Source organism: Chryseobacterium sp. WG14, assembly GCF_024586945.1.
In the GTDB taxonomy this organism is placed as follows: domain Bacteria; phylum Bacteroidota; class Bacteroidia; order Flavobacteriales; family Weeksellaceae; genus Chryseobacterium.
This window is the reverse complement of the sequence record NZ_JALCZD010000008.1, coordinates 1-26,495: the sequence shown is the minus strand read 5'-3', so window position 1 is coordinate 26,495 and position 26,495 is coordinate 1. Positions and strand designations below refer to the sequence as shown.

The 26,495-nt window shown below is 36.5% G+C and carries 24 protein-coding genes, 1 tRNA gene and 2 pseudogenes; 13 read left to right on the top strand and 14 right to left on the bottom strand.

Going from position 1 to position 26,495, the window contains the following annotated elements:
- Positions 1–53: 53 nt before the first annotated feature.
- A complete protein-coding gene (locus MP478_RS14170) occupies positions 54–683 on the bottom strand; it encodes a TetR/AcrR family transcriptional regulator (RefSeq protein WP_230032758.1) in 630 nt (209 codons plus the stop codon).
- 96 nt (positions 684–779) lie between these two features.
- Between MP478_RS14170 and MP478_RS14165 the strand changes: the two genes are divergently transcribed.
- The 4 genes from MP478_RS14165 (at position 780) to MP478_RS14150 (ending at position 3,329) form a co-directional block, all read left to right on the top strand.
- Complete coding sequence (locus MP478_RS14165; protein ID WP_257200801.1) at positions 780–1,406, top strand: TatD family hydrolase; 627 nt, start codon at positions 780–782, stop codon at positions 1,404–1,406.
- The gene (locus MP478_RS14160; RefSeq protein WP_257200800.1) at positions 1,399–2,124 is read left to right on the top strand and encodes a tRNA threonylcarbamoyladenosine dehydratase; all 726 of its coding nucleotides are present in this window, start codon (positions 1,399–1,401) and stop codon (positions 2,122–2,124) included. Before MP478_RS14165 ends, MP478_RS14160 begins: the two co-directional genes overlap by 8 nt.
- Positions 2,124–2,498, top strand: coding sequence for a ribonuclease P protein component (gene rnpA, locus MP478_RS14155; protein WP_257200799.1), 375 nt, complete (start codon positions 2,124–2,126; stop codon positions 2,496–2,498). Before MP478_RS14160 ends, rnpA begins: the two co-directional genes overlap by 1 nt.
- Positions 2,499–2,720: 222 nt before the next feature.
- Positions 2,721–3,329, top strand: coding sequence for a DUF4126 domain-containing protein (locus tag MP478_RS14150; RefSeq protein ID WP_230032764.1), 609 nt, complete (start codon positions 2,721–2,723; stop codon positions 3,327–3,329).
- A 33-nt stretch (positions 3,330–3,362) separates the two neighbouring features.
- Here MP478_RS14150 and MP478_RS14145 read toward each other — a convergent pair whose 3' ends face one another.
- From MP478_RS14145 to MP478_RS14090, 12 genes are all read right to left on the bottom strand, one after another.
- Positions 3,363–5,534, bottom strand: coding sequence for a tetratricopeptide repeat protein (locus MP478_RS14145; RefSeq protein ID WP_257200798.1), 2,172 nt, complete (start codon positions 5,532–5,534; stop codon positions 3,363–3,365).
- 1 nt (position 5,535) lies between these two features.
- On the bottom strand, positions 5,536–6,087 hold the full coding sequence (locus MP478_RS14140) for an LptE family protein (RefSeq protein WP_047491908.1): 552 nt from the start codon (positions 6,085–6,087) through the stop codon (positions 5,536–5,538).
- 41 nt (positions 6,088–6,128) lie between these two features.
- The gene (locus MP478_RS14135; RefSeq protein WP_257200797.1) at positions 6,129–7,418 is read right to left on the bottom strand and encodes a sigma-54-dependent Fis family transcriptional regulator; all 1,290 of its coding nucleotides are present in this window, start codon (positions 7,416–7,418) and stop codon (positions 6,129–6,131) included.
- A gap of 32 nt (positions 7,419–7,450) precedes the next feature.
- Complete coding sequence (locus MP478_RS14130) at positions 7,451–8,248, bottom strand: tetratricopeptide repeat protein (RefSeq protein WP_257200796.1); 798 nt, start codon at positions 8,246–8,248, stop codon at positions 7,451–7,453.
- Positions 8,220–8,669, bottom strand: a complete 450-nt coding sequence (locus tag MP478_RS14125; RefSeq protein WP_257200795.1) for a hypothetical protein — start codon at positions 8,667–8,669, stop codon at positions 8,220–8,222. The genes MP478_RS14130 and MP478_RS14125 overlap by 29 nt, the downstream gene beginning before the upstream one ends.
- 78 nt (positions 8,670–8,747) lie before the next feature.
- Positions 8,748–10,184, bottom strand: a complete 1,437-nt coding sequence (gene miaB, locus MP478_RS14120) for a tRNA (N6-isopentenyl adenosine(37)-C2)-methylthiotransferase MiaB (protein ID WP_230032773.1) — start codon at positions 10,182–10,184, stop codon at positions 8,748–8,750.
- 233 nt (positions 10,185–10,417) lie between these two features.
- Positions 10,418–10,831, bottom strand: coding sequence for an energy transducer TonB (locus tag MP478_RS14115; RefSeq protein WP_257200794.1), 414 nt, complete (start codon positions 10,829–10,831; stop codon positions 10,418–10,420).
- A gap of 2 nt (positions 10,832–10,833) precedes the next feature.
- Positions 10,834–11,313 (bottom strand): energy transducer TonB, encoded by a 480-nt coding sequence (locus MP478_RS14110; protein WP_257200793.1) that lies wholly within the window; start codon positions 11,311–11,313, stop codon positions 10,834–10,836.
- Positions 11,314–11,431: 118 nt separating this feature from the next.
- Positions 11,432–13,165, bottom strand: coding sequence for a thiamine pyrophosphate-dependent enzyme (locus MP478_RS14105; RefSeq protein ID WP_257200792.1), 1,734 nt, complete (start codon positions 13,163–13,165; stop codon positions 11,432–11,434).
- 250 nt (positions 13,166–13,415) lie between these two features.
- Positions 13,416–14,618 carry a diaminopimelate decarboxylase gene (lysA, locus tag MP478_RS14100; protein ID WP_257189610.1) on the bottom strand — a complete coding sequence of 401 codons (1,203 nt, stop codon included), beginning with the start codon at positions 14,616–14,618 and terminating at the stop codon, positions 13,416–13,418.
- A 260-nt stretch (positions 14,619–14,878) separates the two neighbouring features.
- A complete protein-coding gene (locus tag MP478_RS14095; RefSeq protein ID WP_257200791.1) occupies positions 14,879–16,102 on the bottom strand; it encodes a PolC-type DNA polymerase III in 1,224 nt (407 codons plus the stop codon).
- A 135-nt stretch (positions 16,103–16,237) separates the two neighbouring features.
- Positions 16,238–17,764, bottom strand: a complete 1,527-nt coding sequence (locus MP478_RS14090; RefSeq protein ID WP_257189608.1) for a DUF853 domain-containing protein — start codon at positions 17,762–17,764, stop codon at positions 16,238–16,240.
- A 633-nt stretch (positions 17,765–18,397) separates the two neighbouring features.
- Between MP478_RS14090 and MP478_RS14085 the strand changes: the two genes are divergently transcribed.
- The 3 genes from MP478_RS14085 to MP478_RS14075 are packed head-to-tail and all read left to right on the top strand — an operon-like array spanning position 18,398 to position 20,502.
- Positions 18,398–19,807, top strand: a complete 1,410-nt coding sequence (locus MP478_RS14085; RefSeq protein WP_257200790.1) for a rhodanese-like domain-containing protein — start codon at positions 18,398–18,400, stop codon at positions 19,805–19,807.
- A 4-nt stretch (positions 19,808–19,811) separates the two neighbouring features.
- Entirely contained in the window at positions 19,812–20,183 is a 372-nt protein-coding gene (locus tag MP478_RS14080; RefSeq protein ID WP_230032792.1) for a rhodanese-like domain-containing protein, read from the top strand.
- A 19-nt stretch (positions 20,184–20,202) separates the two neighbouring features.
- The gene (locus MP478_RS14075; RefSeq protein WP_230032793.1) at positions 20,203–20,502 is read left to right on the top strand and encodes a co-chaperone YbbN; all 300 of its coding nucleotides are present in this window, start codon (positions 20,203–20,205) and stop codon (positions 20,500–20,502) included.
- Positions 20,503–20,565: 63 nt separating this feature from the next.
- Here MP478_RS14075 and MP478_RS14070 read toward each other — a convergent pair whose 3' ends face one another.
- Positions 20,566–21,318, bottom strand: a complete 753-nt coding sequence (locus MP478_RS14070) for a nitrilase-related carbon-nitrogen hydrolase (protein ID WP_257200789.1) — start codon at positions 21,316–21,318, stop codon at positions 20,566–20,568.
- Between the two features lie 246 nt (positions 21,319–21,564).
- Between MP478_RS14070 and MP478_RS14065 the strand changes: the two genes are divergently transcribed.
- The 6 genes and pseudogenes from MP478_RS14065 to MP478_RS14030 form a co-directional block, all read left to right on the top strand.
- Complete coding sequence (locus tag MP478_RS14065) at positions 21,565–22,005, top strand: DUF6646 family protein (protein ID WP_230032796.1); 441 nt, start codon at positions 21,565–21,567, stop codon at positions 22,003–22,005.
- Between the two features lie 105 nt (positions 22,006–22,110).
- Positions 22,111–23,592, top strand: a complete 1,482-nt coding sequence (gene rseP / locus MP478_RS14060; protein ID WP_257189604.1) for an RIP metalloprotease RseP — start codon at positions 22,111–22,113, stop codon at positions 23,590–23,592.
- A gap of 80 nt (positions 23,593–23,672) precedes the next feature.
- Positions 23,673–23,749: transfer RNA gene (locus tag MP478_RS14055), tRNA-Asn, on the top strand.
- A gap of 321 nt (positions 23,750–24,070) precedes the next feature.
- A complete protein-coding gene (locus MP478_RS14050; RefSeq protein ID WP_257200788.1) occupies positions 24,071–24,532 on the top strand; it encodes a hypothetical protein in 462 nt (153 codons plus the stop codon).
- A gap of 223 nt (positions 24,533–24,755) precedes the next feature.
- Positions 24,756–25,691 (top strand): annotated as a pseudogene (locus MP478_RS14035) (DUF3871 family protein).
- Positions 25,692–26,084: 393 nt separating this feature from the next.
- A pseudogene (locus tag MP478_RS14030) lies at positions 26,085–26,495 on the top strand (hypothetical protein); the annotation flags it as partial.

Below are 26,495 nucleotides of genomic sequence, written 5' to 3'. Positions count from 1 at the left end.
AAAATATAACTTTTTTGTCAATAGATTTTTTTTTATGAATATTTAACGTAATTTTAGTCTGCAGCGTATCCCAAAATTGCAAAAACGCTCAATAAAAGATTCATTCTTACTTTCTTTTCGGCTTCTTTTGCATAGGTTTCATCATTTTTACTTGGGACATACAGCTCGTAGAAGTTTTTATTTCGGATCACAAATAGAGTGGATCCTATAATCATGGTAAGAATATCTTCGGGTTTTGGGGTAAAAGTAAAAACGCCTGATGCCACCCCTTTTTTTATGACTTCATCCAGTTTCCTTACAAACAGCTGGTAGAAATCAAGCAGCTCATCTTTCAGGTTTTCGGTATGACGAAGTTCCTGGGTAACAAAACCATGAAAATAATTGTATTTGAAAAGCTGTGATACAATGTATTTGATCATTTCTCTCATCTGCATTTCAGGTTTTCCTTCTTTGATCGTATCAGCAAATTCAGAAAAATTCTCTCTGGTCTTCAGCACTCTATATTGGTAGAGATAAGACATCATCTTTTCTTTAGATCCAAAATAATAGGAGATCATTGCTACGTTGATATTTGCTTTTGAACAGATATCTCTTACAGAAGTTCCTTCGTATCCTTTTTTTGCTATTAATTCTTCAGCAATATCTAAAATGTGAATCTGTTTTTCTGTAAATTTTTTCTTCATGAAGTGCACTTTGAGTAAAGTTAAGAAATTTTTAACACATTTGTAAACGTTTGTTTAATAATTTTATATTAATTCTAAATAGTCGTATTTTTGAGGATGGAATTTTTTGATTTTCATCACCATAAAAAAAACATCAGATATGGAATTTACAATGTAAATATTGGAGAAATTCCGTCAGATTCCCTTTATTCAATAGGAATTCACCCTAAAGACATTGATGTTAACCATATTGAAGAACAGCTTAAGCTGGTTAGAAATACGGTATCACAAAATTGTTTTGCTATTGGGGAATGTGGTTTAGATTCTTTGGTGATGATTAACCAGAAAATTCAGGAGGATGTTTTTTTGAAACAGATCCAAATAGCCAATGAGATAAAAAAGCCTATTATTATTCACTGTGTCAGAAAGTTTTATGAGGTAATTTCTTTTACAAAAAAGGCTGAACAAGCTATGATTATTCATGGTTTTAACAAAAAACAAAAAATTGCGGAAGATCTGCTGGCTCATAATTTTTATCTGAGTTTTGGAAAAGCTGTTTTGTATAATTTATCTTTGCAGCATGTTTTAAGGAACATACCATCAGATAAATTCTTTTTAGAAACTGACAATGAAGATTTTGATATTGAAGAATTATATCAGAAAGTCTCAGAAATAAAGGGGATTTCTTTGGAACAAGTCAATGAACAAATTTTAGAAAATTTACACACTATAAAAAATGGATAAATACTGGCTCGAGAGAACTGAGCTTTTAGTTAAAGATGAGGGATTGGAAAAGCTGACAAAAGCAAATGTCCTGGTGGTAGGTCTGGGTGGTGTTGGCTCTTTTGCTGCAGAGTTTCTCGCAAGAGCGGGCGTAGGGCATATGACTATTGTAGATGGCGACACTGTAGATATTACGAACATCAACAGGCAGCTTCCTGCTTTACATTCTACCATAGGAAAACATAAGGTAGAAGTAGTTGCAGAAAGACTTCTGGACATCAATCCCCAGATAAAATTAATTAAAATCAATGAGTTTCTGAATCCTGAAAGAATGGATGAAGTGCTTGATTCCGGTAAGTTTAATTATATCCTGGACTGTATAGACAGTGTAACTCCTAAATTATACCTTATCCGTGCTGCTAAAAGAAAGAAAATAAAACTTGTAAGCTCTATGGGAGCCGGTGGAAAGACCGATCCAAGTAAGGTCATGGTAAGAGACATCAGTAAGACACAAAACTGTTTCCTGGCCAGACAAATAAGAAAAAGACTTAAAAAGGAAAAGATTAATAAAGGGTTTAGATGTGTTTTCTCCAATGAGCTTCAAAATGAGGAAAGCCTTAAGATGACCGATGGAGCTAATTACAAAAGATCTTTCTATGGCACCATAAGCTATATCCCGGCCATTTTTGGTCTGTATGCTGCCTCTGAAGTCATCAATTATTTATTGAAACAAGATTAATGCAAAATTTTACATATCCCAGAGCTAAAAAACTCAAAAAGAATATAGAAATCGCTTTACTTTTCGAAAAAGGTAAATGGAGAACTTGTGGAAATCTAAGAATAATCATTTTAAAAGATAAGCCTAATCTTCCGGTAGAAAGCGTCAAGTTCGGGGTTTCTGTTTCTAAAAGATATTTTAAAAAAGCGGTCCACAGAAACCGTTTGAAAAGGCTTCTGAGAGAATGCTACCGTCTGAACAAGGGATTATTCGAGACGGCATTCGGAGAAAAAACCCTTGCTATGCTGTTTTGGGTTTCTTCGGAAATGCCTCAAAAATACCAGGATGTAGAGGACCAGTTTATCAAGCTCTGCGAAGCACAAAAAAAGCCATAACGGCAATATATACAATACAAATATCTGCTTATTCAATAAAATCTGTACATGCTATTTTTAGCTTTCAGGTGTATAGGGTAAGCAGATTTTTATTTTTTTATATTCTTCCTTTTTTGACACCATACTTCGGGCATCTTGACCTGTATACCTTTGTGAATTTAAGTTTTCATCACTGGGATACTTTTTGTACTTTTAAGGGAAACAATAAATCTGAAAATTAATATGTTAGACCATGTTCCCTATTTTTCTTACATTCTCAGCGCATTTATCGGCATTGGATTGGCTGCCGCCACAGGATTCCGGGTCTTCCTTCCCATGTTTTTTGTAAGCCTGGCTTCTTACTTCCATTGGATCCCCATGAGTGAAAATTTTGAATGGCTTTCCGGCCTGCCGGCACTCATTACCACCGGTATTGCTACCATCGCGGAGATCCTGGCCTATTATATTCCTTTTATAGATCATTTACTGGATACGGTTTCTGTTCCAATGGCTGCGGTAGCCGGATCAGTATTATTTGCCAGCCAGTTTGCAGGCCTGGAAACCTTCCCTCAGTGGGCATTGGCTCTTATTGCAGGAGGGGGAACAGCCGCAACGATAAGTTCCGGTTTTGCGGGACTACGTGCAGCCTCTACAGCAACAACAGGAGGTCTGGGAAATCCCATAGTGGGAACTACTGAGACTGCAGGAGCAGGTGTAATGTCTATTCTTGCAATGGCTATGCCGGTGGTAGCAGCTATTTTAGCTGTCTTACTTATTATTTTGGTGGTTGTCTTCGGACGGAAAGCCTGGAGGAAGTTACGGGGCCGTAAAGAGACTCATGATACCTTATAAAAAATGTGCTGTCCGGGAGACAGCACATTTTTTTTAGTTTTTACTTCTAAAATCTTTTATTTCCTTGATTTTAGATTCAAAATATTCTTTTTTATCAGGATTTTTCTTGATTAATATTTCGAATGCTTTTATTGCTTTAGTATATAGCTTCTGTTCAAAATAAAGGTTAGCCAATGTTTCTGTCATCAAATGGGAGATATCGTCATTCTTCTCCTTAACAACATAAGAGCTTTCTTCTTTTAACTGACTGATCTTAGGGTTATTTTCAATAAAGTTATCAATAACTTTTATCTTCTTTTCAGGCTTTTCTTTTTCAGCCTCTTCCGGTCTGTCGATTTTCAGCCAGCTTTGCCATGTATTGATAAAACCAGGAACATTGCTGTCTACAACAGGCTGAACTGTTTTTTGTACCGGAACTTCCTGCATTGTTTCTTCTTTCATTGAATCTTCATTAGCTTCTTTCTTTCCTTCTGCAACTCTCAGGCTCGAAATATCCGTTCCAAAGAATGATACATTCATCACCGGAGCTTCTTCTTTTGCCCCTTTTTGAGCATTTTCCTGAGCATGTTCAGCTTCATTTTCCGGCAGTTCAGGAACTTCTTCTACAATCTGTACCACTTCTGCAACAGACTCTTCTATTGTATTTTCAGGCTCTTCAACGGCTGTGATATTTTCCCTTTTCACTTCCACTTCTGTAGGAGTTTCATCCTGTAAGGACGCTTCTATTTCAGGTTCAGAAACTTTTGCAGGTTTAGTGAGTAAGGAATCCGGCATATTGGTTTCAAGACTCATTGGCTTCCATGCAGACCGGATTTCAGGAGTTTTCTTTTCTTCCTGTGTAACCTCTTCTATATGAGATTCTTCTACCGGTTCAGGAGTTTCTTGTTTTTCTTCTCCTGAAGCTGACAGTACTTCCTCATCTTTGGCAGGTTCTTCTTCTTTCTCCGTAGACCAGAAATGGAAATTTTGAGTTTCTGCAAAGCTTATTTCATGATCAGCAACTACTTCCGGCTCTTCTTTTTCCTCTTGTGGAGCAGATTTAGCCTCTTTCATTTTTTTCTCAACCTCTTCAATCAGACGTCTCATTTCGTCTTCATGCTTGTTTACATTAGGTTGGGAAATTGCTGTGTTTTCTTTTATTTCTTCTTCATTTATCTGAATTTTGACATCCGGCATAAATGAATCTGTTCCATGGAAACTAATTTCAGCCTCAGGTTCATCAGCAATCCCTTCATTATTAGAAACCGCATTATTATTTTCTTCTACATTTTCTTGTTCCTCTTCATGCTCCTGAATAATCTCTTCTTCAACGGTAACTCCCGGCAATATAGTTTCTACTTCATGGAAACTTACTTCCTCTTCTTTCTGAACTTCTTCCTCTTCAGGTTCTGAAGAAATTTCATCTTCAGTAATAATGGTTTCCGGTGTGAAATTTTCTTCTCCCTCTTCATGCTCCTGAACAGTCTCTTCTTCAACGGTAACTTCCGGCAATATAGCTTCTACTTCATGGAAGCTTACTTCCTCTTCTTTCTCAATCTCTTCCGCTTCAGGCTCTGAAGAAATTTCATCTTCAGTAATAATGGTTTCCGGCGTGAAATTTTCTCCTACATTTTCTTCTTTTTCTTCCTCTTTTATATTTTTTGCCACAGTTTGAGATACAGGCTTCTGCGTAACCAGTGTACCTGACTCCAATGTAGATTCAAGATCAATCTTTTCAGTATGCTCTTCATCAAGAAAATTCTCTTCTCCTTCAAAAAGAATTCTGTTACGTTCACCGTTAACATAAATAGGCTCAACTCCTTGCGAGGTCTGCAACATACACGAAATGCCTTCTTCCTGCTCCACTTCTTTTTCAGAAGACGGCTCTCTTTTGATAGGAAAGATTTTTTCTTTATTAAAAGAATACCGGACTGGCTTCTGAGCGTTTTCAGAAACCTGCTTTTCTTCTGTAATTCCAGGTTTAGGGCTTTGCTGAATCACTCCATTGATCAGCTGATAAAGAATTTTTTTATCTGTGGTATAAGCCGCCGTTATGGAAAGCTCCTTCTGATAACTTTCTTTGTCATAGAGATGTACCCCATATAAGTGGAGTGCCCTAATATTTTGAATATAGGGAAAAGCGTGAATCTCTTCTTTCAAAAGATGAAGATCTTCTGACTGAATATTTTTCGGATTTTTTATTAATTCTAAAACTCTTGGATTCATCTTACCAATTCGCTACAATGTCGTTAAATATCTTATTAATTATTCTTTCTGTAACAATTTTCACCTGAGAAGCTTCGATCTCACTCTGTGATAAATTGCTATTAAAAGCAGCTTCATCCGTGTAGGTTCTGTCAAAACTGGAATCAGGGTGTACTTTATTTTCATAATGTACTTTCACTGTTATTACAAGTCTGTTTTGAGCCTGTTGTATCACTCCACCAGAAGGATTTGTCTGGGTATTGGAACTGATGGTAGTAGGAGAAATGCTGTAATCTGAAATTTCTCCTTCTATCAGAATATCAGGATTTTCTTTAGTCCCTTTCAATGTTGTTCTCTGCAGAAATCTGTTTTGAATATCAGTAGAAAACTGTTGGGATAATGTAGGATTTACAAGCGCCGCATTATTAGGAAACTCATTGATCTGAACTGTCTTTTCATCTGTCAGGGATGACCCTGTGAAGCTGTAACATGAGTTTAGAACTCCCAGCAAAACGAAAAGTACCCCAACTAATATTGGTCTCTTCAGACTAATATTTTTAATCTTAATATTCATTTTTTATTTTATTTCATAGAATCCAATTCCTGTATGCAGGATTAGTCTTCCAGATTATACTGTTTTATTTTTCTATATAAGGTTCTCTGTGAAATTCCCAATTCATCTGCCGCTCTGTTTCTGCGTCCCTTATGCTTCTCCAAAGCCTTGACAATCAAATCTTTTTCATTATTTTGAAGAGAAAGGGATTCCGGTTTATTTTCCTCCACTTCAATGTCTTCAATATCTTCATAGCTGTCATCCTGCGATGAGATAATCGTTGGGTTCTGAACAGCCTGAGTATCGTTATTATTTTCAAAATACAATAAAGATCCCTGAGTTACCTGTGGCTGGCTTTCCGGAGTATAAATCCTGTTGATCAGATTTTTCTCCTGATTACTCAAGTCAGCTGTCCCTCTGTTCTTTATCAATTCCGAAGTTAGGGATTTTAAATCATTGATATCATTTCGCATATCAAAGAGAATTTTGTACATAATCTCCCTCTCACTTCCAAAGTCATTTTGCTTGGGCGTATTTTGATTATTGACCACCATTGGAAGATGGGTTTCCATTGGGATATATTCTGCAAGCTTCTCTGCTGTGATACTTCTATTTCTTTCCACCACAGTCATCTGCTCAACCAGATTTCTTAACTGGCGGATATTTCCCGGGAAAGCATAGTTTTCAATATAATGAACGGCACTGGGTTCCAATTCAAGTTCAGGCATTCTATACTTCTCTGCAAAATCTATTGCAAACTTTCTGAATAACAAATGAATATCTCCTTTTCGTTCTCTTAAAGGAGGCATATCTATCTGAACGGTATTCAGACGGTAATATAAATCCTCACGAAATCTTCCGTCATGAATAGCCTTCATCATATTAACGTTAGTAGCCGCTACAATCCTTACGTTGGTCTTCTGAACCTGTGAAGAACCTACTTTCATAAATTCACCGCTTTCCAGTACCCTTAAAAGGCGAACCTGTGTTTGCAGCGGAAGCTCTCCCACCTCATCCAAAAATATAGTACCGCCGTCGGCTACTTCAAAATATCCTTTTCTGGTGGCTGTAGCCCCTGTAAAAGCTCCTTTTTCGTGTCCAAATAATTCAGAGTCTATAGTTCCTTCAGGAATAGCTCCACAGTTAACTACAATATAAGGCTGATGTTTTCGCCTGGATTCTGAATGGATGATTTTTGGAATAAATTCTTTTCCTACCCCACTTTCTCCAATCACCAAAACGGAAATATCCGTAGGTGCTACCTGGATAGACTTTTCTAAAGCCCGGTTAAGTGCCGGAAAATTTCCGATAATTCCAAAGCGGTTTTTTATGTTTTGTAACTCGTTGCTCATAAGTAAATGTTTGATTATTGATTTAATGTTATCTACAGCTCTTCAATCTGCTTTCTGTAGACTTTGTTAAAATGATGGGTATAGACATCTTTCATGGTCTTTCCTTCATCATACGTTTGCAATGCCAACGTTTTTAAATCCAAATAATCTTTGTTTCTTATTTTCGAAACTTTACTTTTAAAGTATATATTCTCTGCAAAGTCGTATTCTTTGCTTTGTTTTTCAAAATTTTCCAGGGCTTTATCATATCTCCCCAGTTCAAAATAGGTTACACCCAGCTGGTAATGGTCAAACATTCCCTTTACATACCCTCTGGTGGCCAGCTGTCTTTCAATAATTCCGGCAGCCTTCTCTTTCTGTCCTAAAGCACTGTAAGACATAGCTTTTACTATGCTCAGGTTATAATCTCCGTTTAGAGATCTTCCCAAATCTTCAGGATAATAATTTTTTAGTGCATCTAAATCCAGAATAGCACCACTATAGTCTCTTAAAAACTGAAATTTGCACCAGCCTCTGTATCCTAAATGCATTTTAGGATCTAAAGCAACCGCCTTATCAATTAATACCTTCCACGTTACAAAATCTCCATTTTTTAGATAGGGAACGGCCTTCTCCATATAGGCATTGGCAAAATCCGGACACAACTCAATAGCCTTATCAAAGCCTTCCTGAGATGCCCTGTACCCCTGAAAATCGGAAGCCAGGTTGTATAACTCACAAGCTTTTTTACAGTCCTCTCCCTCTATTGCATTACAGTTAACCTGTGCAATAGTATTGGTATACACTATAAGTAATAAAAAGCTAAGGTAATACCTCTGAAACTTTTCCATTTTCAATTTTATAGGTTAAATACTGATAATAGTCTACTTTAGAACCATTGATTTCCTTTGGAATCCATCCATCTAATGATTGGGTAAACTGTAACAGCTTATTTTCCAATTCTACATCCAGAACTGTATCTTTCAGATCCGGGCTCATATGCTGCAGCCTGAACAGTCCTGTCTTTCCTTCACAATTTACTAAAAATCTGACGGTAATAAAACCGTTACTCTTATTTTCAGAATAAATATTTTCTTTTTTCAGTTTTTCTACAATGGCCATCTTTTCTCCTTTGTAATCAAAGCCTTTTGCGCCGTGGTAATACTGAAAACTGAAAGGTTTATCTTTTCCTGTTCCGCATTTCTTAAGATCTGCGGCATCTAATTTCCTGTCATATTCAATATCTCCAACCGTATTGGGGTATTTACTCACCTTTTTCTCTGCCTGACACGATATCAGAATACAGGAAAACAAGGCTAGAAAACAGATTGCTTTTACCAAAACTTCAAATTATTCAGCAATTCTCCCTAAAAGTGTGCCTTGCGTATTATCATACACAAAAACGTCCACAATGTCTCCTATTTTCTGTCCTTCAAGCTTATCGAAGACACAAACGGCATTCTGAGAGTTTCTGCCCTTCCATTGGTTTTTGTTTTTCCTGGAAATTCCTTCAATTAAAATCTGATGTACTTTTCCAACATAAGAGATCATTCTTTTTCTGGAAAGCTCTCCCTGAAGTGCAATAACCTCAGCCAAACGTCTTTGTTTCACATCAGCCGGAATATTGTCTTCCATCTTCTTGTGAGCAGGGGTTCCCGGTCTTTCTGAATACGCAAACATATAGCCGTAGTCATACTCTACTTCTTTCATCAGGCTTAAAGTATCCTGATGATCTTCTTCAGTCTCATCACAAAATCCAACGATCATATCCTGTGAAAATGAAACATCAGGAACAATTTCTTTAGCCTTTCTGATCAGCTCCAAATACTCCTCACGGGTATGCTGTCTGTTCATGGCCTTAAGCATATTATTACTTCCGCTCTGTACCGGAAGGTGTACATATCTACAGATATTATCATGCTTAGCCATCATGTGGAATACATCCAAACTCATATCCTGAGGATTTGAAGTAGAGAATCTGATTCTCATTTCAGGCACCGCTTTCGCCACCAAATCAAGTAACTGTCCAAAATTAATAGCTGTTGCTTTCTGCATCTCAGAAGCTTTAGCAAAATCTTTTTTAGGACCTCCTCCATACCATAGATAGGAGTCTACATTTTGACCCAGAAGGGTAATTTCTTTATAACCACTATTGCTAAGTTCTTTACATTCTTCGATAATAGAGTGTGGATCACGGCTTCTTTCCCGTCCTCTTGTAAACGGAACTACACAGAATGTACACATATTATCACAACCTCTGGTAATTGTTACATAAGCGGTTACACCATTACCACCCAAACGGACAGGATTAATATCAGCATAGGTTTCTTCCTTGGAAAGTATAACATTGATGGCATCTCTTCCATCATCTGTTTCTTTCAAAAGATTGGGAAGATCTCTGTAAGCATCAGGTCCCACAACAAGATCAACCAGTTGTTCTTCTTCCAAAAATTTGGTTTTTAACCTTTCAGCCATACATCCGAGAACTCCTACCGTCATATTGGGTTTTTCCTTCTTAAGATTTTTGAACTGAGAGAGACGCATTCTTACAGTCTGTTCTGCTTTTTCACGGATAGAACATGTATTCAGAAGAATAAGATCCGCTTCTTCCACCTTCATTGTTGTATTGTATCCCTGCTCATTAAGAATAGAAGCAACAATCTCAGAATCAGAAAAATTCATCTGACACCCGTAGCTTTCTAAAAATAATTTTTTAGAATTTTCAGGTTTTTCAGCCACTGCAAAAGCTTCCCCTTGCTTTGTTTCGTCTATATATTTTTCTTGCACAATAATCAGTTTAAGGTTCGGAATTTAAATTTCAGGGCACACGTCCTGAAAACTTAAATCACAAACAGATAAGTTTGCAAAGATACAAAATATTGTGACAGAATGTCAGGAGATTCTACTGAAGTATTATCCTATTTTTAAAACTTGGATTTAAGAAATAAGATCACCATCAAATCATTAAATTGTAAGCATTTATGCTAATCCTTTTTAAAAATCTATCAAGAACTTATTTTCTAATCTCCATGGTCAAAATGATCTGATGTAAAGTTGATTTTAATTATTTTTTTAGAAATCACCGGTATTCCATCTTTAATGGCCGGCTTCCATTTCTTTTTTACTCTTTTGATGGCAAACTGCATATCGTCAATAAACATTTCGCTATTTTTTACTTTGGGCAAAACATCAAGATTTTCAACCTTCCCATTCGTATTCACATCAAAAACAAAAACGAATTGTCCGTTTACGGCATACTTCTTTAAATCAATATAAGCATGAATCATTTTTAAAAACTCCTGAGTAAAAGCAGCATCTCCGCCGGGAAATTCAGCATTCTGCAAACTGGTTACACTTTCATTCTGTGGCTTTGATTCTTGAGAATACCCCAAAAAGCTAAAAAGAAGGAACAGGATTACAATATATTTTTTCATATTTATAGGTCTACAGATAAAGAAGTCAAGCTCATTCTCAGTTTCATTTCAGATTTTACAGGCTGGCCATTACAGGTGGCAGGTACCCAGTTTTTCTTTATCCTTCTCACCACATACTGCATATCATCAAAGAAAACTTCGCTATGAAGTACTTTAGGAGAACCCACAATGTCAGTCACTTTTCCTTTTTCATCAATCGTTAATGTAAATGTAAAGTCTCCTGTCAGGGTATAGAAATCCGAATTCAGATAGGTATACATATATTTTCTCAGTATCTCTTTGTATGCAGCTGCTCCTCCTTCATAAGCAGCAGGTTTAAAATCATTGCACTTAACAGCAACCTGCATAAAAGGTTCTTTAATATCTATTTTTAAAATATTTTTATTGTTCTCCGTGATAAAAGAATCGTCTCTGTCTTCAAGGTCCTGGGCAAATGAAAAATTTGCAGCACAAAGAGCCAGAAGTAAAAATATCGTTTTCATAGTTTATATGTATAAATAAGCAAAGGTAAATATTTACCCTCCTTATAAAAAAGAAAAACTTCACACAATCAGTATGAAGTTTTAAGTTGAGTTTAGGGAATCACCATGCAATTTCAGTTTACAGCAATCCTTTAATATGCTTATAATTGGACTTTACCGTTTCAAAAGCTTCCTCCATTTTACCACCCAGCATCAGCTGGGCCATTGATTTTGTCATGCCTATAACCTGATCAAATTCAATTTTTGGGGGAAGGGCCAGAGCATTAGGATTAGTGAATATATTGAGAAGGTAAGGTCCGTTATAGTTTAAACACTCCTTAATCGCATTTTCCACCTCTTCAGGATCATGAACATTCTTCCCCGGATATCCCATTGCCTGAGCTACCATAGCAAAATCAGGATTGATCATATCGGTTTCATTATCCGGCATGCCTCCCACTTCCATTTCCAGCTTCACCATTCCTAATGTTCTGTTATTAAAAACAATCAGCTTTATGGGAAGTTTATACTGAAAAATGGTTGCCATATCTCCTAAGAGCATCGACAATCCTCCATCTCCACACATCGCAATCACCTGTTTTTCAGGATGAGCTAAAGAAGCTCCAATAGCCATTGGCATCGCATTGGCCATTGATCCATGGTTAAAAGAACCGAGCATCTTCCGCTCTCCCGTTCCGGTAATGAATCTTGCTCCCCAGACGCAGCACATTCCTGTATCTACCGTAAAAATAGCATCCTTTTTGGCAAGCTGGTCCAGGGTATATGCCACATACTCCGGCTGAATAGCATCTTTTTTTCCAAAATCTTTGACATACGTGAGCTGGTTTTCTTTTACTTTTTCGTAGAATGCCAGCTGTTCATTGAGAAAATGATCATCTGTTTTTTCTTTCAACATTGGAAGTAATGCTTTAATTGTTTCTTTCACATCTCCTGTCAGTCCAAGTTCCAGCTTAGCTCTCCTTCCAAGCCTTTCCGGGCTTTCATCAATCTGTATGATTTTATTTTTGACTGGCATAAACTTTTGGTAAGGAAAATCTGTTCCCAGAAGGATAACGAGATCTGCTTCATGCATTGCATGGTAAGCTGACGGATATCCTAATAGTCCTGTAAGGCCCACTTCATTAGGATTATTGGGCTGAATAGCCATTTTTCCCCGGAATGAATATCCCACCGGAGCTTTTAACAATTTTGACAATTCCACCACTTCAGCATTGGCTACACCAGCTCCTATTCCGCAGTAGAGAACAACTTTTTTATTATCATTCACAAGTTCCGCCAGGTGTTTCAGCTCGTCATCCGACGGTCTGATAACAGGATTCGTTTTAAATATCTGGGCGGAAGTAGCTGCTTCCTCTGCATCCAGCTCAGAAACATCTCCAGGAAGACCGATCACTGCTACTCCTTTTTTAGAGATGGCATGTTGAATAGCAGTCTGCAGTGTTCTTTGCACCTGTTCGGGTCTTGTAATCATCTGATTGTAGTAGCTGCAGTCATCAAACAGCTTTATTGTATTCGTTTCCTGGAAATAATCCATCCCCATTTCCTCACTGGGAATCGTGGAAGCAATAACCAACATGGGAACATGGGAACGATGTGCCTCATACACCCCATTGATCAGGTGAACATGTCCCGGACCGCAACTTCCTGCACATACAGCAAGGCCATCCAGCTCAGCCTCAGCGGCGGCGGCATAGGCTCCCACTTCTTCATGTCTCACATGAATCCATTGAATACTGCTTTTTTTTACGGCCACATTCAGATGATTGAGACTATCTCCGGTTACTGCATAAATTCTTTTCACATTGGCATTTTCGAGCATTTCAACAATCTGCTCTGCTATATTTTTAGCCATAATTAATAGGTTTGGTGTTATTTTAAGATAAAATACAGCCTTGAAAAATCTGTATCCCTATCAAATTTAACTAATTAAAATGAAACCTTCCCGTGGTTTCAATGTTAAAAAATGGTAATTTAATAATAAACCCGTCCCTACAAAATGCAACTTTGCGATTAACAAAAGATTTTTAAACCTGAATGACTACAGTATTGAAAATAAAAAACGGCCATCCAAAGGACAGCCGTTTATACATTATATTTTTGATTTAAATAACTACTTCAATCTGATTTCTCAATAAATCTTCGAATTCATCTCTTTTACGAATCAAATGCGCTTTTCCATCAAGAAATAAAACCTCAGCAGGTTTTAATCTTGAATTGAAGTTAGAACTCATTTCAAAACCGTAAGCTCCGGCATTATGGAAAGCAAGGATATCGCCTTCTCTCACCTCATTCAGTTTTCTGTCCCATGCGAATGTATCCGTTTCGCAGATATTTCCTACTACAGTATAAATTCTTTCTGCTCCTTTTGGATTAGACAGGTTTTCAATGAAGTGGTAAGAGTCGTAGAACATCGGGCGGATCAAATGGTTAAACCCAGAGTTCACCCCCACAAAAACAGTAGCTGTTGTCTGTTTGATTACATTGGCTTTCACTAAAAGATAGCCACTTTTTCCTACTAAAAATTTCCCTGGTTCGAACCAAAGTTCAAACTTTCTTCCTGATGTTTTAGCAAATTCAGCTAAAACTCTTTCTACTTTTTTACCTAATGTTTTAACGTCCGTTTCTTCTTCGCTATCCTGGTAAGGAATTTTGAAGCCACTTCCCATATCAAGATATTTCAGGTTAGGGAAATGCTCAGAAAGCTCAAGCATAATATCTAAAGCCTGAAGGAAAACTTCGGGATCTTTAATTTCACTTCCGGTATGCATGTGAAGCCCTTCCACATTAACGTTTGTACTCTTCATTACTCTTTCGATGTGACGAAGCTGGTGAATTGAGATTCCGAACTTACTGTCGATATGTCCTGTAGAAATTTTATAGTTTCCGCCGGCAAAAATATGTGGATTAATTCTCACAAAAATAGGGTAAGAATTTCCATATTTATTACCAAACTGCTCTAGAATAGAGATGTTATCAATGTTAATATGAACTCCAAAAGTCATTGCTTCCTCTATTTCAGCTAAGTCAACACAATTTGGAGTAAACAGTATTTTATCTTTCGTAAATCCTGCCTTTAGTCCAAGTTTAACTTCATTAATAGATACACAATCCAAAGAAGCACCCAGCTTCTTGACATACTTAAGGATATTGATGTTTGTCAACGCCTTCGCTGCATAGAAGAACTTAGTGTGTTTTAAAAAAGAAGATGTAAGTTTTTCGTATTGAACTTTGATGGATTCAGCATCGTAAACATACACGGGTGTGCCAAACTCATTGGCAATCTTTAATAATTCTTTTGAATTCATAATTTCATTTTTAACATAAAAAAAGGCAGATTCTTCGAAAAAGAGCCTGCCACATTACTTATTTTTATGCAAGACAAGTCTTTTAAATATTCCAAACCTTAGAGAACTTTACAGCTCCCTTTTTTCCAGTTTTTATTTGTTTAAAATTTTGCATTGCTTATTTTTATTTTTTGCAAAAATACTATTTATTTTTTATTTTATGAAAATTGATTTGAAAAGCTCTTTTTCTTGATAAAACCTGTAAGGTGCAAATTTTTCTATTATTTCGGTAACGGCAATGTTTCAAAATCACCACGAAGCAGTGCCAGCTGTAATTCGTTATTCAAATCACCCGCAGGTAAAGGAAGATCAATTTTCAATTTAGCAAGCTTACTCAGGGTTTGTATCTGCGTAAACAGTTCATAAAAACCGTATGATATCACCTTTCCGTTTTCAATAATTAAAAATAACTTTTCCCCTAGTTTCCTTCCTGATCCAAGCCAGAGCTCATTCCTTTTTCGGAAGTCTATTTTTTGTTTCAGTACAGCAGCTTCTTTATATTCCGGTAATGCTCCGAGAAACTGTACCGCTTTTGTTCCCTGGGTGAAAGACCTGAATTTCAAAATTGGCTTTTCTGTTTTATTGAGGTTGTTTTTTTCAACAACATATTTATTATTTCTAAAATAAAGTCCGAAAGGCAGGACCTCCTTCTTCTTAACATTTTTAGAATTGAGAATGAGCTTTGCAATAATATCTGTGCCGGTAAGCTCAAAATTAATCTGGGTGACATTTTTTTGAACCTCTTCCCATTTTTTTGATTTTGAATTGAAAACTTTTTTTGAAAATTTATTGATATCCTGAACATAGTCCGAGAAAATAATCTTTCCGGCTTCATTCTGAAAATAAACAAATCCTTTTTCATTTGGCAGATCCTGGGTCAGCTCTTTGATCTTATTGATATATGTTTGCGCATTAGATTCCTCATGCTGCTTCTGAATAATTTCATTTTCAATATCTTTTGACACCAAAAGCTTGAACAATTCCAGCGTTGCTCTGGCATCGCCTTCAGCTCTGTGATGATTCGTCAAAGGAATTCCTAATGATTTCACCAGTTTCCCTAACGAGTAACTTACCTCATCCGGAATGAGTTTTTTGGCGAGCGGTATAGTATCTAATGTATTGGTTTTAAAATCGTACCCGAGTCTTTTGAAAGATTGGCGCAGCATCCGGTAATCGAAATCGATATTGTGACCTACCAAGGTGGTATTTTGGGTTATCTCGATAACTCTTTTGGCTATTTCATGAAATTTCGGTGCCGTTTTAACCATCTTTGGGGTAATGCTGGTCAGCTTCTGCACAAAAGGAGTAATATCACTTTCGGGGTTTACAAGAGATATAAACTGGTCCGTAATTTTCTGACCATCATACCTGTAGATGGCAATATCTATAATGCATTCATTTCTATAACCTGCACCATTACTTTCTATATCTATAATCGAATACATTTAATTTCCCGTTAACTGATATTTTTAATTTAAATTAATAATCCCGTGGTCCTGATATTTTCTTCACCCATCAAGATAACCTGCTAAAGTAACGAAAAATATATCAAAAACATAACAGGTCCTCTTTCTTTTCACCTATCTTCTTCTGCCACCGAGGCCAAACATTCCCAGAATAGCTTTTGCCCCTTCTCTCATTAAGGTAGAGGTAAAAGTTCTTCCCGCTTTACTCTGTAATACCTGCTCAAACATACCAGGCTCTTCTTTTACAGGTCTTGTTCTTTGATTAGGTGTAGGATTCTGGGCAGCCTGTTCCATTCTGTTTGTCAGCATTTCGTAGGCTGATTCTCTATCTACAGCCTCTTCATACTTAGCTACTAAAGCAGATTTCGCGGTGAGTTCAGAAATTTCAGCATCGCTCAGAACGTCCATCCTTGATTCCGGGGAAATAAGGTAGGTATGCACTAATGGAGTAGGAATCCCTTTTTCGTCCAAAGCTGTTACAAATGCTTCCCCAATTCCTAAATTCTGAATCAGGTTTGAAGCATTATAAAACTCCGTAGTGGGATAATTTTCAACAGCCTTAGTAATTTCTTTTTTATCTTTTGCAGTAAAGCCTCTAAGTGCATGCTGTATTTTCAGCCCCAGCTGTGACAATATATTTTCAGGGACATCTCCTGGAATCTGCGTAATAAAATAAATACCAACCCCTTTTGAACGGATCAGCTTCACCATTGTTTCAATCTGTGATAAAAGAGCTTTTGATGCTTCATCAAATATAAGGTGGGCTTCATCAATAAACAGCACTAATTTTGGTTTTCCACTGTCCCCTTCTTCAGGAAATGTCATATATATTTCTGCAAAAAGAGAAAGCATAAATGTGGAAAACAATTGCGGCTTACTCTGAATCTCAGCTACTCTTAAAATGTTTACCACTCCTTTTCCGTCTCTTGTTGCCAGTAGATCCTGAACATCAAAGCTTAATTCACCAAAAAAACCGGAAGCTCCCTGTTGTTCCAAAGCCACAATAGATCTGAGAATAGTACCTAAAGACGCCGATGCTATTGATCCGTAATTGGCTGCAAGCTCTGCTTTTCCCTGAGCATTATCCGTCACATATTGCAGTACTTTCTTTAAATCATTCAGGTCAATTAATGGAAGACCTTTATCATCACAATATTTAAAAACAATAGACATGATGCTCTGCTGAGTATCATTCAATTGCAGTATTTTACTTAAAAGAACCGGCCCGAATTCTGTAACGGTGGCTCTTAGCTTTACTCCTTTGCCTCCGGAAATACTCATGAGTTCTACCGGAAATGCTTGTGGAGTATAAGGCAGTTGCGTTTTAGCGTATCTCTCTTCAATAATAGCATTCATCTGGCCTGCTTCAGCTATCCCTGAAAAGTCTCCTTTAATATCTAAAACCAGCGAGGGTATTCCTGCATGAGAAAGCTGTTCTGCAAAAACCTGCAGTGTTTTTGTTTTACCGGTTCCTGTAGCTCCGGCAATAAGACCATGACGGTTGATCGTTTTTAAGGGAATTGTTACATTAACTTCGGGAACAACTTCTCCATCCAACATTCCCTTTCCCAATATAATATGATCCCCTTTTGGAGTATATCTAGCATTTAATTCTTCTATAAATTGTGTTTTGTCTGCCATCTGATCTTTTTTTAAACTTATAAATATAAAAGTTTTTATAAAATATTTAATCATTAAGAAAATATTATACCATTAATTTTTGTTTTTACTTTCTACAAATTAATACCTATCTTATTCTTTTAAAAGAACACCAGATGTATGTAAACACGATCCAGATTGATCAATTATGAAGAAGGGGCGGCTAAAAAAGAGGAATATATTCAACTCAAAATAGATAAAACATTTCAGAAAGCACCAATGAAATTGTATACAAGATATATTATAAGCTGGAATAGATAACAAGTCCGTTTAAACTTAACCATAAAAGATTTTTAAACACCTAAGCTATTTAAGTTATATACTTTGTGTATAAAAAGTACACACTAAAGTTTTGTGGTTTTTGACTAAGCCGAATCTTCGATTTGTAGTTTAGTCAAAAAGTTAAAACAGCTTATATCTTAAGTTTCATTACAAGAACATGATAAAAAACAGCATTTAAAAATTAACATTCTCTAAGGCATTATTTTTGTTGAAAAGAAAGGGATCTACGTATTTATTGAGCTGTTGTATTGAAAGAAACTATGACTCAGATTTAACATTTCGTTTACAATTCATCTAATACTTTGTATCTTTAACTCATTAAAAAAATACCCAATGAAAATTGAACAAATATATACGGGCTGTCTGGCTCAGGGTGCCTATTATATTGTGTCAGAAAATGAAGCTGCCATTATAGATCCGCTAAGAGAGGTAAAACCTTATCTGGATCGACTGGAAAAAGACAATGTCACCTTAAAATATATCTTTGAAACCCACTTTCACGCTGATTTTGTTTCAGGTCATTTAGACTTAAGTGAAAAGACGGGCGCTCCAATCATTTATGGGCCAACTGCCGCTCCTGAATTTAAAGCTATCATTGCGGAAGACAACCAAATTTTTGAAATCGGAAAAATAAAAATAAAAGTACTGCATACCCCTGGGCACACCATGGAAAGCAGCACCTATCTTTTGATTGACGAAAACGGTACTGAAACTGCAATTTTCACTGGAGACACCTTATTTTTAGGTGATGTGGGAAGACCGGATCTTGCCCAAAAGGCAACCAGTCTTACTCAGGAAGATCTTGCCGGTATCTTATACGACAGCCTTCAAAACAAAATCATGCCACTGGATGACAGCATCACTGTTTATCCTGCACACGGTGCCGGCTCTGCCTGTGGAAAAAACATGCAAAAGGAAACGGTAGATATTCTGGGGAATCAGAAAAAAACCAATTATGCACTGAACCAGCCTGACAAAGAATCTTTTATCAGAGAAGTTCTGGACGGATTAACCACTCCTCCAAAATATTTCGGAATGAATGTAGCCATGAATAAAGGCGGATATGAAAGTCTGGACGTTGTGATGGACAAAGGTTTAACGCCTGTTTCCGCAGAAGATTTCGAAGCTTTTGCAGAAGAAACCGGTGCTTTAATTTTAGATACCAGAAGTGCTGCAGAATTCCATAAAGGATTTATTCCAAACGCTATCAATATTGGAATAAAAGGTGATTTTGCTCCCTGGGTAGGAACTCTTATTGTGGATGTAAAACATCCTCTGTTATTGGTAACAGATGCAGAAATGGAAGAAGAAGTGATTACCAGATTAAGCAGAGTAGGTTTTGACAATGTTGTAGGCTATTTAAAAGGAGGTTTTGAAGCCTGGAAAAATGCAGGCAGGGAAACAGATGAGATCAAAAGAATTACCCCTGCTGAATTTGCTGATCAGTTTACAGAAGATGCCACCGTTATTGATGTCAGAAAACTGAGTGAATACTCGGCTGAACATATTGACAATGCTTATAACAAACCATTAGACAGCATCAGTGAGTGGGCTAGCGGTATTGATGATTCAAAACATTTTTTCCTTCACTGTGCAGGTGGATACAGAAGCATGATTGCAGCCAGCATTCTTAATTCTCACGGGATTAGAAATTTCACAGAAATTGAAGGAGGCTTTAACGGAATCAAAAAGACAGAAAAATTTCCTACAACGGATTTTGTATGTCAATCCAAAACATTATAAATTCATGAAGATTAAATTCTGGGGGCTTATTTTTGCTTCAGCTTTTCTATTAAGCTCATGCAAAACAGCCAGTATAGCAGAAGCTCCAAAGGCTAATATTAAAGAAGTGGTAAACAGTTCGGACGTAACATTGGTAGATGTAAGGATTCCGGAACAATACACTGCAGGAACCGCTAAAAATGCCATCAATATTCCTCTGGCTGATATTCAGAATAATATTGAAGCCTTAAAAGGCAAAAAAGTAGTGGTATTCTGTAACAAAGGAATTCAGGCAGACCAGGCCATGGAAATTTTAAAGAAAAATGGTGTAGAAGCTTACGATGGAACATCCTGGAAAAATGTAAAAGCAATCCAGAACGAAACTGACAACAAATAATTTGAATAAGCTAAAAACTATGTCACAAAAATTTCAGGAAATTATAAACTCCGAAAGACCGGTACTTATTGATTTTTTCGCAACCTGGTGCCAGCCTTGTAAGGTACAGTCTTCGGTGCTGAACAGTGTAAAAGAAAACATTGGTGAAGGGGCCAGAATTATAAAAATAGATGTAGATCAATATCCGGCTATTGCGTCTCAGTACGGAGTTCGGGGTGTACCTACATTAGCCATCTTCAAAAATGGAGAGCTTTTATGGAAAGAAAGTGGGGTACATGATGTCAATACATTGACTACCCTTCTCCAGCAATATATTTAACTAAGGCTGAGATTGAGGCTGGGCCTTATTGCTTAAAAACTCAGCTTCAATCTCAGCAATTTCTTATAATTGAATGGAAAAATCATCCCGGTCATTTAAAAACTGGAAATGCTTTCTAAAATCTTCCAATTCATTCATATCCAGTTCCGCAGATACCCTATTCCCGTTTTTATGGGAAATTTCTTTTCCATCGGCAAAAAAACAATGAGAACTTTCCTGATAAAAGAGATTATTGCCATCCGTTCCTATCCTGTTTAACCCAAAAACAAAAGACAGGTTTTCAATAGCTCTTGCTTTTAAAAGATGCTCCCAGGCTCCTACCCTTTTTTCCGGCCAGTTGGCTACATATAAAATAGCATCATAATCGTTATTGTTTCTTGCAAAAACAGGAAAACGCAGATCATAACATACCTGAAGCAGAAACCTGACTCCTTTACAACTGACAATAACCCGCTCTTTTCCTGGAGTATACACTTTATCTTCTCCTGAAAAGGAAAATAAATGTCTTTTATTATAAAAGACAGTCTCTCCATCCGGCTGTACAAAGTACATCCTGTTATAAAAGTGCCCATCCTGCTCTACCGGAGCACTTCCACTGAAAGCCGTATTCTTTTCTTTTGAGATTTTTTTTAAAAATTCCAGAGATTCTTCATTCCTGTCTGAAACTTCAGAAGCATCCATACAAAAACCTGTTGAAAACATTTCGGGCAAAAGAAAGAGATCAGCTTCCTGATTTTGAAGTTCTTTTTCTATTGCTTTAAAATTTCCGGTTTTATCTTTCCAGATGATATCTAAATTAAGCCCTGTCACTTCCATCTTTAATTACTTTTAAATTATTTTCAATTCCGATATATAAAAATACAGCTTTTATATTTACAAACAGATAAAGAGGAGTTATATCCTCTATTCTTTACCCTGAATAGTTACTCTTTTAAAACTTTCTATCAAAATATTGAATTTCTTAATAATTCATAAAGTCTTCTGTTTTTACAAGATTAATAGTTTTCGGTTTCATTTTTGATGGTGATAATTTTTATTAAAATCATTAAAAATTAGAAATTTATGAAGAAATTGGTTTTTATGGTGATGGTACTCTTTTTTGGAGTGGCTGCCAATGCACAGGCATGGACAGGAAAAGGAGACCAGAAAATTCAGTTGGGTTTAAGTGCCTGGGGATACGGAACAGGTATTACCGGAACCTATGATTATGGACTTAACAAAATGATATCATTGGGAGCCGGTATCAATGGCTATTTTGACAATTACAAAGATAACGATAAGGACAACCGTGTTTTTGTTTTCGGAAGACTGAATTTCCACTTACAGGAAGCATTGAACCTTCCTTCCAAATGGGATATTTACCCGGGAGTTGACCTTGGAGTGCTTGGAAAAGACTTTGGAATAGGAGCTCATATTGGAGCACGTTACTTTTTCACAGAAAAAATCGGCGTTTTTGCAGAGGTCGGTAATAATGGAAGTCTTGGAGTTTCGTTCAATTTATAACCAATCGTCTTTAAATATGACAAAGCTTCTCGTTTCGGGAGGCTTTTTTATTTGGCATAGTTTTGATAATTGTTACCTTTGCAAATTAAAATCTAAAATTTATTAATGGAAATAGCAATCAAACTCTTTCAGTTCATTCTGAGTATCTCTATACTGGTAGTTCTTCATGAGCTTGGGCACTTCTTACCGGCCATATGGTTTAAAACAAGAGCCGAAAAATTCTTCCTGTTTTTTGATCCTTACTTTTCAATTTTCTCAATGAAGAAGATCAATGGTCAATGGAAGTATAAATTCTTCTCAAAAAACCTGCCGGATACTGAAGTAACAGAGGTGAACGGAAAGAAGGAAGAAGTTCCTATCGATATATCAAAACTTCCGGACAGCGACTGGAGAAAACATCCTGAGCAAACTAAATACGGAATCGGATGGCTTCCATTCGGAGGGTATGTGAAAATTGCCGGAATGGTAGATGAAAGCATGGATACCGCACAGCTAAAAAAGGATCCGGAATCCTGGGAATTCAGAGCTAAACCGGCCTGGCAGAGACTGATCATCATGCTTGGTGGGGTTACTGTCAACTTTTTCCTTGCATGGATCATATTTTCAGCATTGGTTGGAAAAAATGGAGAAAACATCTTTGAAGCTGATAAAATCACAACTCCTCTTCATTATACGGAAGCTGCAAAAAAAATGGGCTTTCAGGATGGAGATAAGATCTTAAAAGTAGACGGAAATGTTCAGAAAGATTTCAAAAAATTAGCACTTGATGTTTTATTAAGTGATGAGATCACTGTTTTAAGAGATGGAAAAGAGGTTACTTTCCCAACAAATGACGACGGAAAGGCTTTTGCATTTCAAGATCCTGAACCTAAAGCATTCTTAACACCAAGAATGTCTCCTGTTGTAGATACCATTGTAACAAAATCTACTCTGGATGCAGGATTAAGAATTGGAGATAAAATACTTTCTGTAAATGGAAAACCTCTTAATTATTACGATGAAGTAAAACCTTTGGTAGTTCCTAATGCAGGAAAAGTGACAGACTTTAAAGTATTGAGAAATAATCAGGTTGAAGATTTAAAAATCCCGGTATCTAAAGAAGGAACAATTGGAATTTTAGCGTTTAAAGAAATTCAAAAATATTCCGTTCATAACGACTATAACTTCTTTGGATCAATCAAAAGGGGATTCACACTTACTATTGAGAGTTTAACTTACCAGATCAAGCAGTTCAAATTAATCTTCAATAAAAAGATTAAAGGTTATAAGAAAGTGGGCGGACCTATCGCTATTGTAAAAAACATGCCTGTAAATAAAGATGCTGCAGGACATGTTTCCATTGACTGGTCGGCGTTCTGGGGCTTTACAGCAATGTTCTCTGTATGGTTGGCGTTCCTTAACCTTATTCCAATTCCAGGACTTGACGGAGGTCACGTTTTATTTACCTTATATGAGATCATTGTAGGAAAACCTGTACCACAAAAAATATTGGAAAATGCTCAGATGGTGGGAGTTATCTTCCTGTTGGGATTAATGGTACTGATATTCGGAAGTGATATTTTTAAAATGCTTACCGGAGGTTTATAATTTTTTCGAGAAAATCATTGAAAATATTTGCAGGGTATAAATATTCGTCCTATATTTGCACCACTTAAAAACAAGGACATTCCTCCTTAGCTCAGTTGGTTAGAGCATCTGACTGTTAATCAGAGGGTCGCTGGTTCGAGCCCAGCAGGAGGAGCCAAAAAAGACTTACAGAAATGTAGGTCTTTTTTTATTTTTTGACTGCAACAATACTGCAACATTTTATTATTTTTGGGTTGTGAACAATGAGCTACTATATCCATTCAAAAGATAGATGTCAACTTAAATAGTTTTTACAATTCATTAAACTTGATGCTTTTGCCCGAAGCTGGGAGGAAGATTTCAAGATTGGAGTTTAGTCTCACCACGTCACCAAGCCTTTATCAATAAAATTCTGCAATCAAGCTGTCACATTATTACAACCACCAGGAGAAAAATAGATTATTCTTTAGATGTTGGAAGCAATGGTAAAACCCAGGTAGTGAAGCATGGAACTAAAGAAATTACAAGGGAAGGGTTCGAATATGAATTGACGATTAATTTTGAATCAGTCAATGAAAATCACTTAGCTAAAGCAAGTAAGGACAGAACGGGGCTATTCGCAAATAAGCCCGAATTTATTATTACATCTGAAACAGGACGACTTATTTTAGACTGGTGTAACTCCGGTATTGCAGAAAATGCAAGTTTTGCAACCTCTTCTGAATCCTCTGTTACTTCTCTGAACTCAACAGATTATTTTGGTCCTGGTAATGAGCGCTTCTCTAAAGATAGTATTCTAAATAGAATCAGTACCAGTAATACTATTGCAGAGCTTTTGGCTATTTACAAACAGTACCCGGAATATCAGCAGGAATTGAAACCTGAATATGAAGCCAGAAAATCATTCTTAATCAAATTATCTAATCCTCAAAACTTTTCAACCAATGGACACCATCAATAAAATACAACCAGCTACATTAGAGGAAGCATTTGAACTTAGACCAGCACAGGATATTAAAGAGATTTCTTTGTATGAAAGCCGGATGAACAATGATACAGCTAATCATTCAAATCATCATTATTTTGTTCCTGGTGCTGTTCCAACTGAAGCAGAACAAGATAAAGCCTGTCAAGAGTTTGATAATTCCTTTCAAAGAATCGAAGTTCACCAGGAGCACAAACCAATGGAAATGATACAATATGAACATAAGCCCTTTATTGAAGCCAATACACAAGCTGTCAAGCTTTACCATCTAAGAATGACTGCATAATACCGATTTTCAGCAAAGATAACGAAAAAACAATAGCCCACAATGAGTACATAGATGTGGTGATGAATGCTGCACAAAAGGTATTTCCCATGCGGAATATTACAGAACCTGAAATAAAGGGTATCCCACCAGATTAAAGGCAGAACACCGGACGCAATACATTGAATGTAAAAGACTTACTGAACCACCAAAAAAAACATTTACTACGAAAGAATGGCATTCATTATCAAGATTCCTGGTATCACGGGTATAGTGAATGGTAATGAATTATCCTTATGCATTGGCGGAGTCAGGAGCTATAGCCAGGAGAACCTTTATAATAAGAAGACATTGGAAAAATTCAAATTTTTCATCGGTTTTCAGAATCAGGTATGCTGTAATTTATGTGTATCAACAGATGGATTCAAGGAAGATATGAGGGTATCCGGTACTCAGGAGTTGTATTCCAAAACATTGGAAGTTATGCAGAATTATAATGCAAAGCTTCATTTAATGGAGATGAAAGAGCTCACACACGATTATCTTTCTGAACATCAGTTTGCACAGGTTATAGGTAGGAGCAGGTTATACCAACACTTGCCTAGAGCTGAAAAACAGAATATTCCTCTGCTTAATTTCAATGACAGCCATATCAACACAATGGCAAAGGACTATTACGAAGATAAGAACTTTTGTAGACAGGAAGATGGAAATATCAATTTATGGTCAGTTTATAACCTTTTCACGCAGGCTAATAAGTCTTCATATATAGATACTTTCCTGGATAGGAATCTGAATGCCCTTGAATTTACCAAAGGGATTCAGAAAACGCTCAATGGTAATTCTACTTATCATTGGTTTTTGAGCTAGAGAGACTGCCCCATTAATTTGGGATGGTTTTATTTATAATACAAGCAAAGAAATGATGTAAACAAAAAATTAAATATACTTTAATACGACATGTTTTGTCGCTTTGAGAATATACCTTTGCAATTGAACTGTTAAGGACTGGTATAAAAGATTAAAAAGATCATATTAAATCTATAAATAAATCTTTTTATTGTGAACTAAAAAATATATTTTTGCAACAACTTTAACACATTAAAACAGATGAAAATTAAATCATATCATTCTCCTTACTAATGTTAGCAACAATTGTAATTTTAAAGTGTTGCGCAAGTATCAACTTTCTCAATTGAGCCGAATCCTTGAAGATTAAAACGAAACTTATTAATTATAAAACATATAAAAAACATTGAAATTATGAAAAAAACATTATCAATTTTTGGTCTGGTTATTTGTGGATCATTATTTTCTCAAGATATTGCATTTAACAAATTGTATGGTAACTCAGATCCTGTAAATTTTTACTTAGGTCATTATCCTGTAACAGGTTCTGATGGATTGGATATTAATTGGTTCGGCGGAGTAAGACTTCGGACATCAACAGGAGTCGGTTTTCAATTACTGGAAAATGGGAATGTGGGAATAGGAACAGCTTCGCCTGCTGCTAAACTTGATGTAAATGGTGGTGCAAGATTCTTCGATTTTGTTAGCGCAGGGAGTAATTCATGGATATGGCATACACCTGATGGTGATGGTAGGAAAACCTTATACATGGCTCCTATGAATGCTGCTAATACCGATTGGGACTGGAGTAAAGCATTTATTATG

What these genes read in the sequence shown, in the direction of transcription:
- MP478_RS14075 (WP_230032793.1), top strand. Translation starts at nt 20,203, where the DNA reads ATGTCACAAAAATTTCAGGAAATTATAAACTCCGAAAGACCGGTACTT.
- MP478_RS14110 (WP_257200793.1), bottom strand. Translation starts at nt 11,313, where the DNA reads ATGAAAACGATATTTTTACTTCTGGCTCTTTGTGCTGCAAATTTTTCA.
- MP478_RS14090 (WP_257189608.1), bottom strand. Translation starts at nt 17,764, where the DNA reads ATGGCAGACAAAACACAATTTATAGAAGAATTAAATGCTAGATATACT.
- MP478_RS14095 (WP_257200791.1), bottom strand. Translation starts at nt 16,102, where the DNA reads ATGTATTCGATTATAGATATAGAAAGTAATGGTGCAGGTTATAGAAAT.
- MP478_RS14130 (WP_257200796.1), bottom strand. Translation starts at nt 8,248, where the DNA reads ATGGAAAAGTTTCAGAGGTATTACCTTAGCTTTTTATTACTTATAGTG.
- MP478_RS14070 (WP_257200789.1), bottom strand. Translation starts at nt 21,318, where the DNA reads ATGGAAGTGACAGGGCTTAATTTAGATATCATCTGGAAAGATAAAACC.
- MP478_RS14140 (WP_047491908.1), bottom strand. Translation starts at nt 6,087, where the DNA reads ATGAATATTAAGATTAAAAATATTAGTCTGAAGAGACCAATATTAGTT.
- rnpA (WP_257200799.1), top strand. Translation starts at nt 2,124, where the DNA reads ATGCAAAATTTTACATATCCCAGAGCTAAAAAACTCAAAAAGAATATA.
- MP478_RS14160 (WP_257200800.1), top strand. Translation starts at nt 1,399, where the DNA reads ATGGATAAATACTGGCTCGAGAGAACTGAGCTTTTAGTTAAAGATGAG.
- MP478_RS14165 (WP_257200801.1), top strand. Translation starts at nt 780, where the DNA reads ATGGAATTTTTTGATTTTCATCACCATAAAAAAAACATCAGATATGGA.
- MP478_RS14150 (WP_230032764.1), top strand. Translation starts at nt 2,721, where the DNA reads ATGTTAGACCATGTTCCCTATTTTTCTTACATTCTCAGCGCATTTATC.
- MP478_RS14080 (WP_230032792.1), top strand. Translation starts at nt 19,812, where the DNA reads ATGAAGATTAAATTCTGGGGGCTTATTTTTGCTTCAGCTTTTCTATTA.
- MP478_RS14145 (WP_257200798.1), bottom strand. Translation starts at nt 5,534, where the DNA reads ATGAATCCAAGAGTTTTAGAATTAATAAAAAATCCGAAAAATATTCAG.
- MP478_RS14085 (WP_257200790.1), top strand. Translation starts at nt 18,398, where the DNA reads ATGAAAATTGAACAAATATATACGGGCTGTCTGGCTCAGGGTGCCTAT.
- rseP (WP_257189604.1), top strand. Translation starts at nt 22,111, where the DNA reads ATGGAAATAGCAATCAAACTCTTTCAGTTCATTCTGAGTATCTCTATA.
- MP478_RS14115 (WP_257200794.1), bottom strand. Translation starts at nt 10,831, where the DNA reads ATGAAAAAATATATTGTAATCCTGTTCCTTCTTTTTAGCTTTTTGGGG.
- MP478_RS14105 (WP_257200792.1), bottom strand. Translation starts at nt 13,165, where the DNA reads ATGGCTAAAAATATAGCAGAGCAGATTGTTGAAATGCTCGAAAATGCC.
- lysA (WP_257189610.1), bottom strand. Translation starts at nt 14,618, where the DNA reads ATGAATTCAAAAGAATTATTAAAGATTGCCAATGAGTTTGGCACACCC.
- MP478_RS14065 (WP_230032796.1), top strand. Translation starts at nt 21,565, where the DNA reads ATGAAGAAATTGGTTTTTATGGTGATGGTACTCTTTTTTGGAGTGGCT.
- MP478_RS14135 (WP_257200797.1), bottom strand. Translation starts at nt 7,418, where the DNA reads ATGAGCAACGAGTTACAAAACATAAAAAACCGCTTTGGAATTATCGGA.
- MP478_RS14170 (WP_230032758.1), bottom strand. Translation starts at nt 683, where the DNA reads ATGAAGAAAAAATTTACAGAAAAACAGATTCACATTTTAGATATTGCT.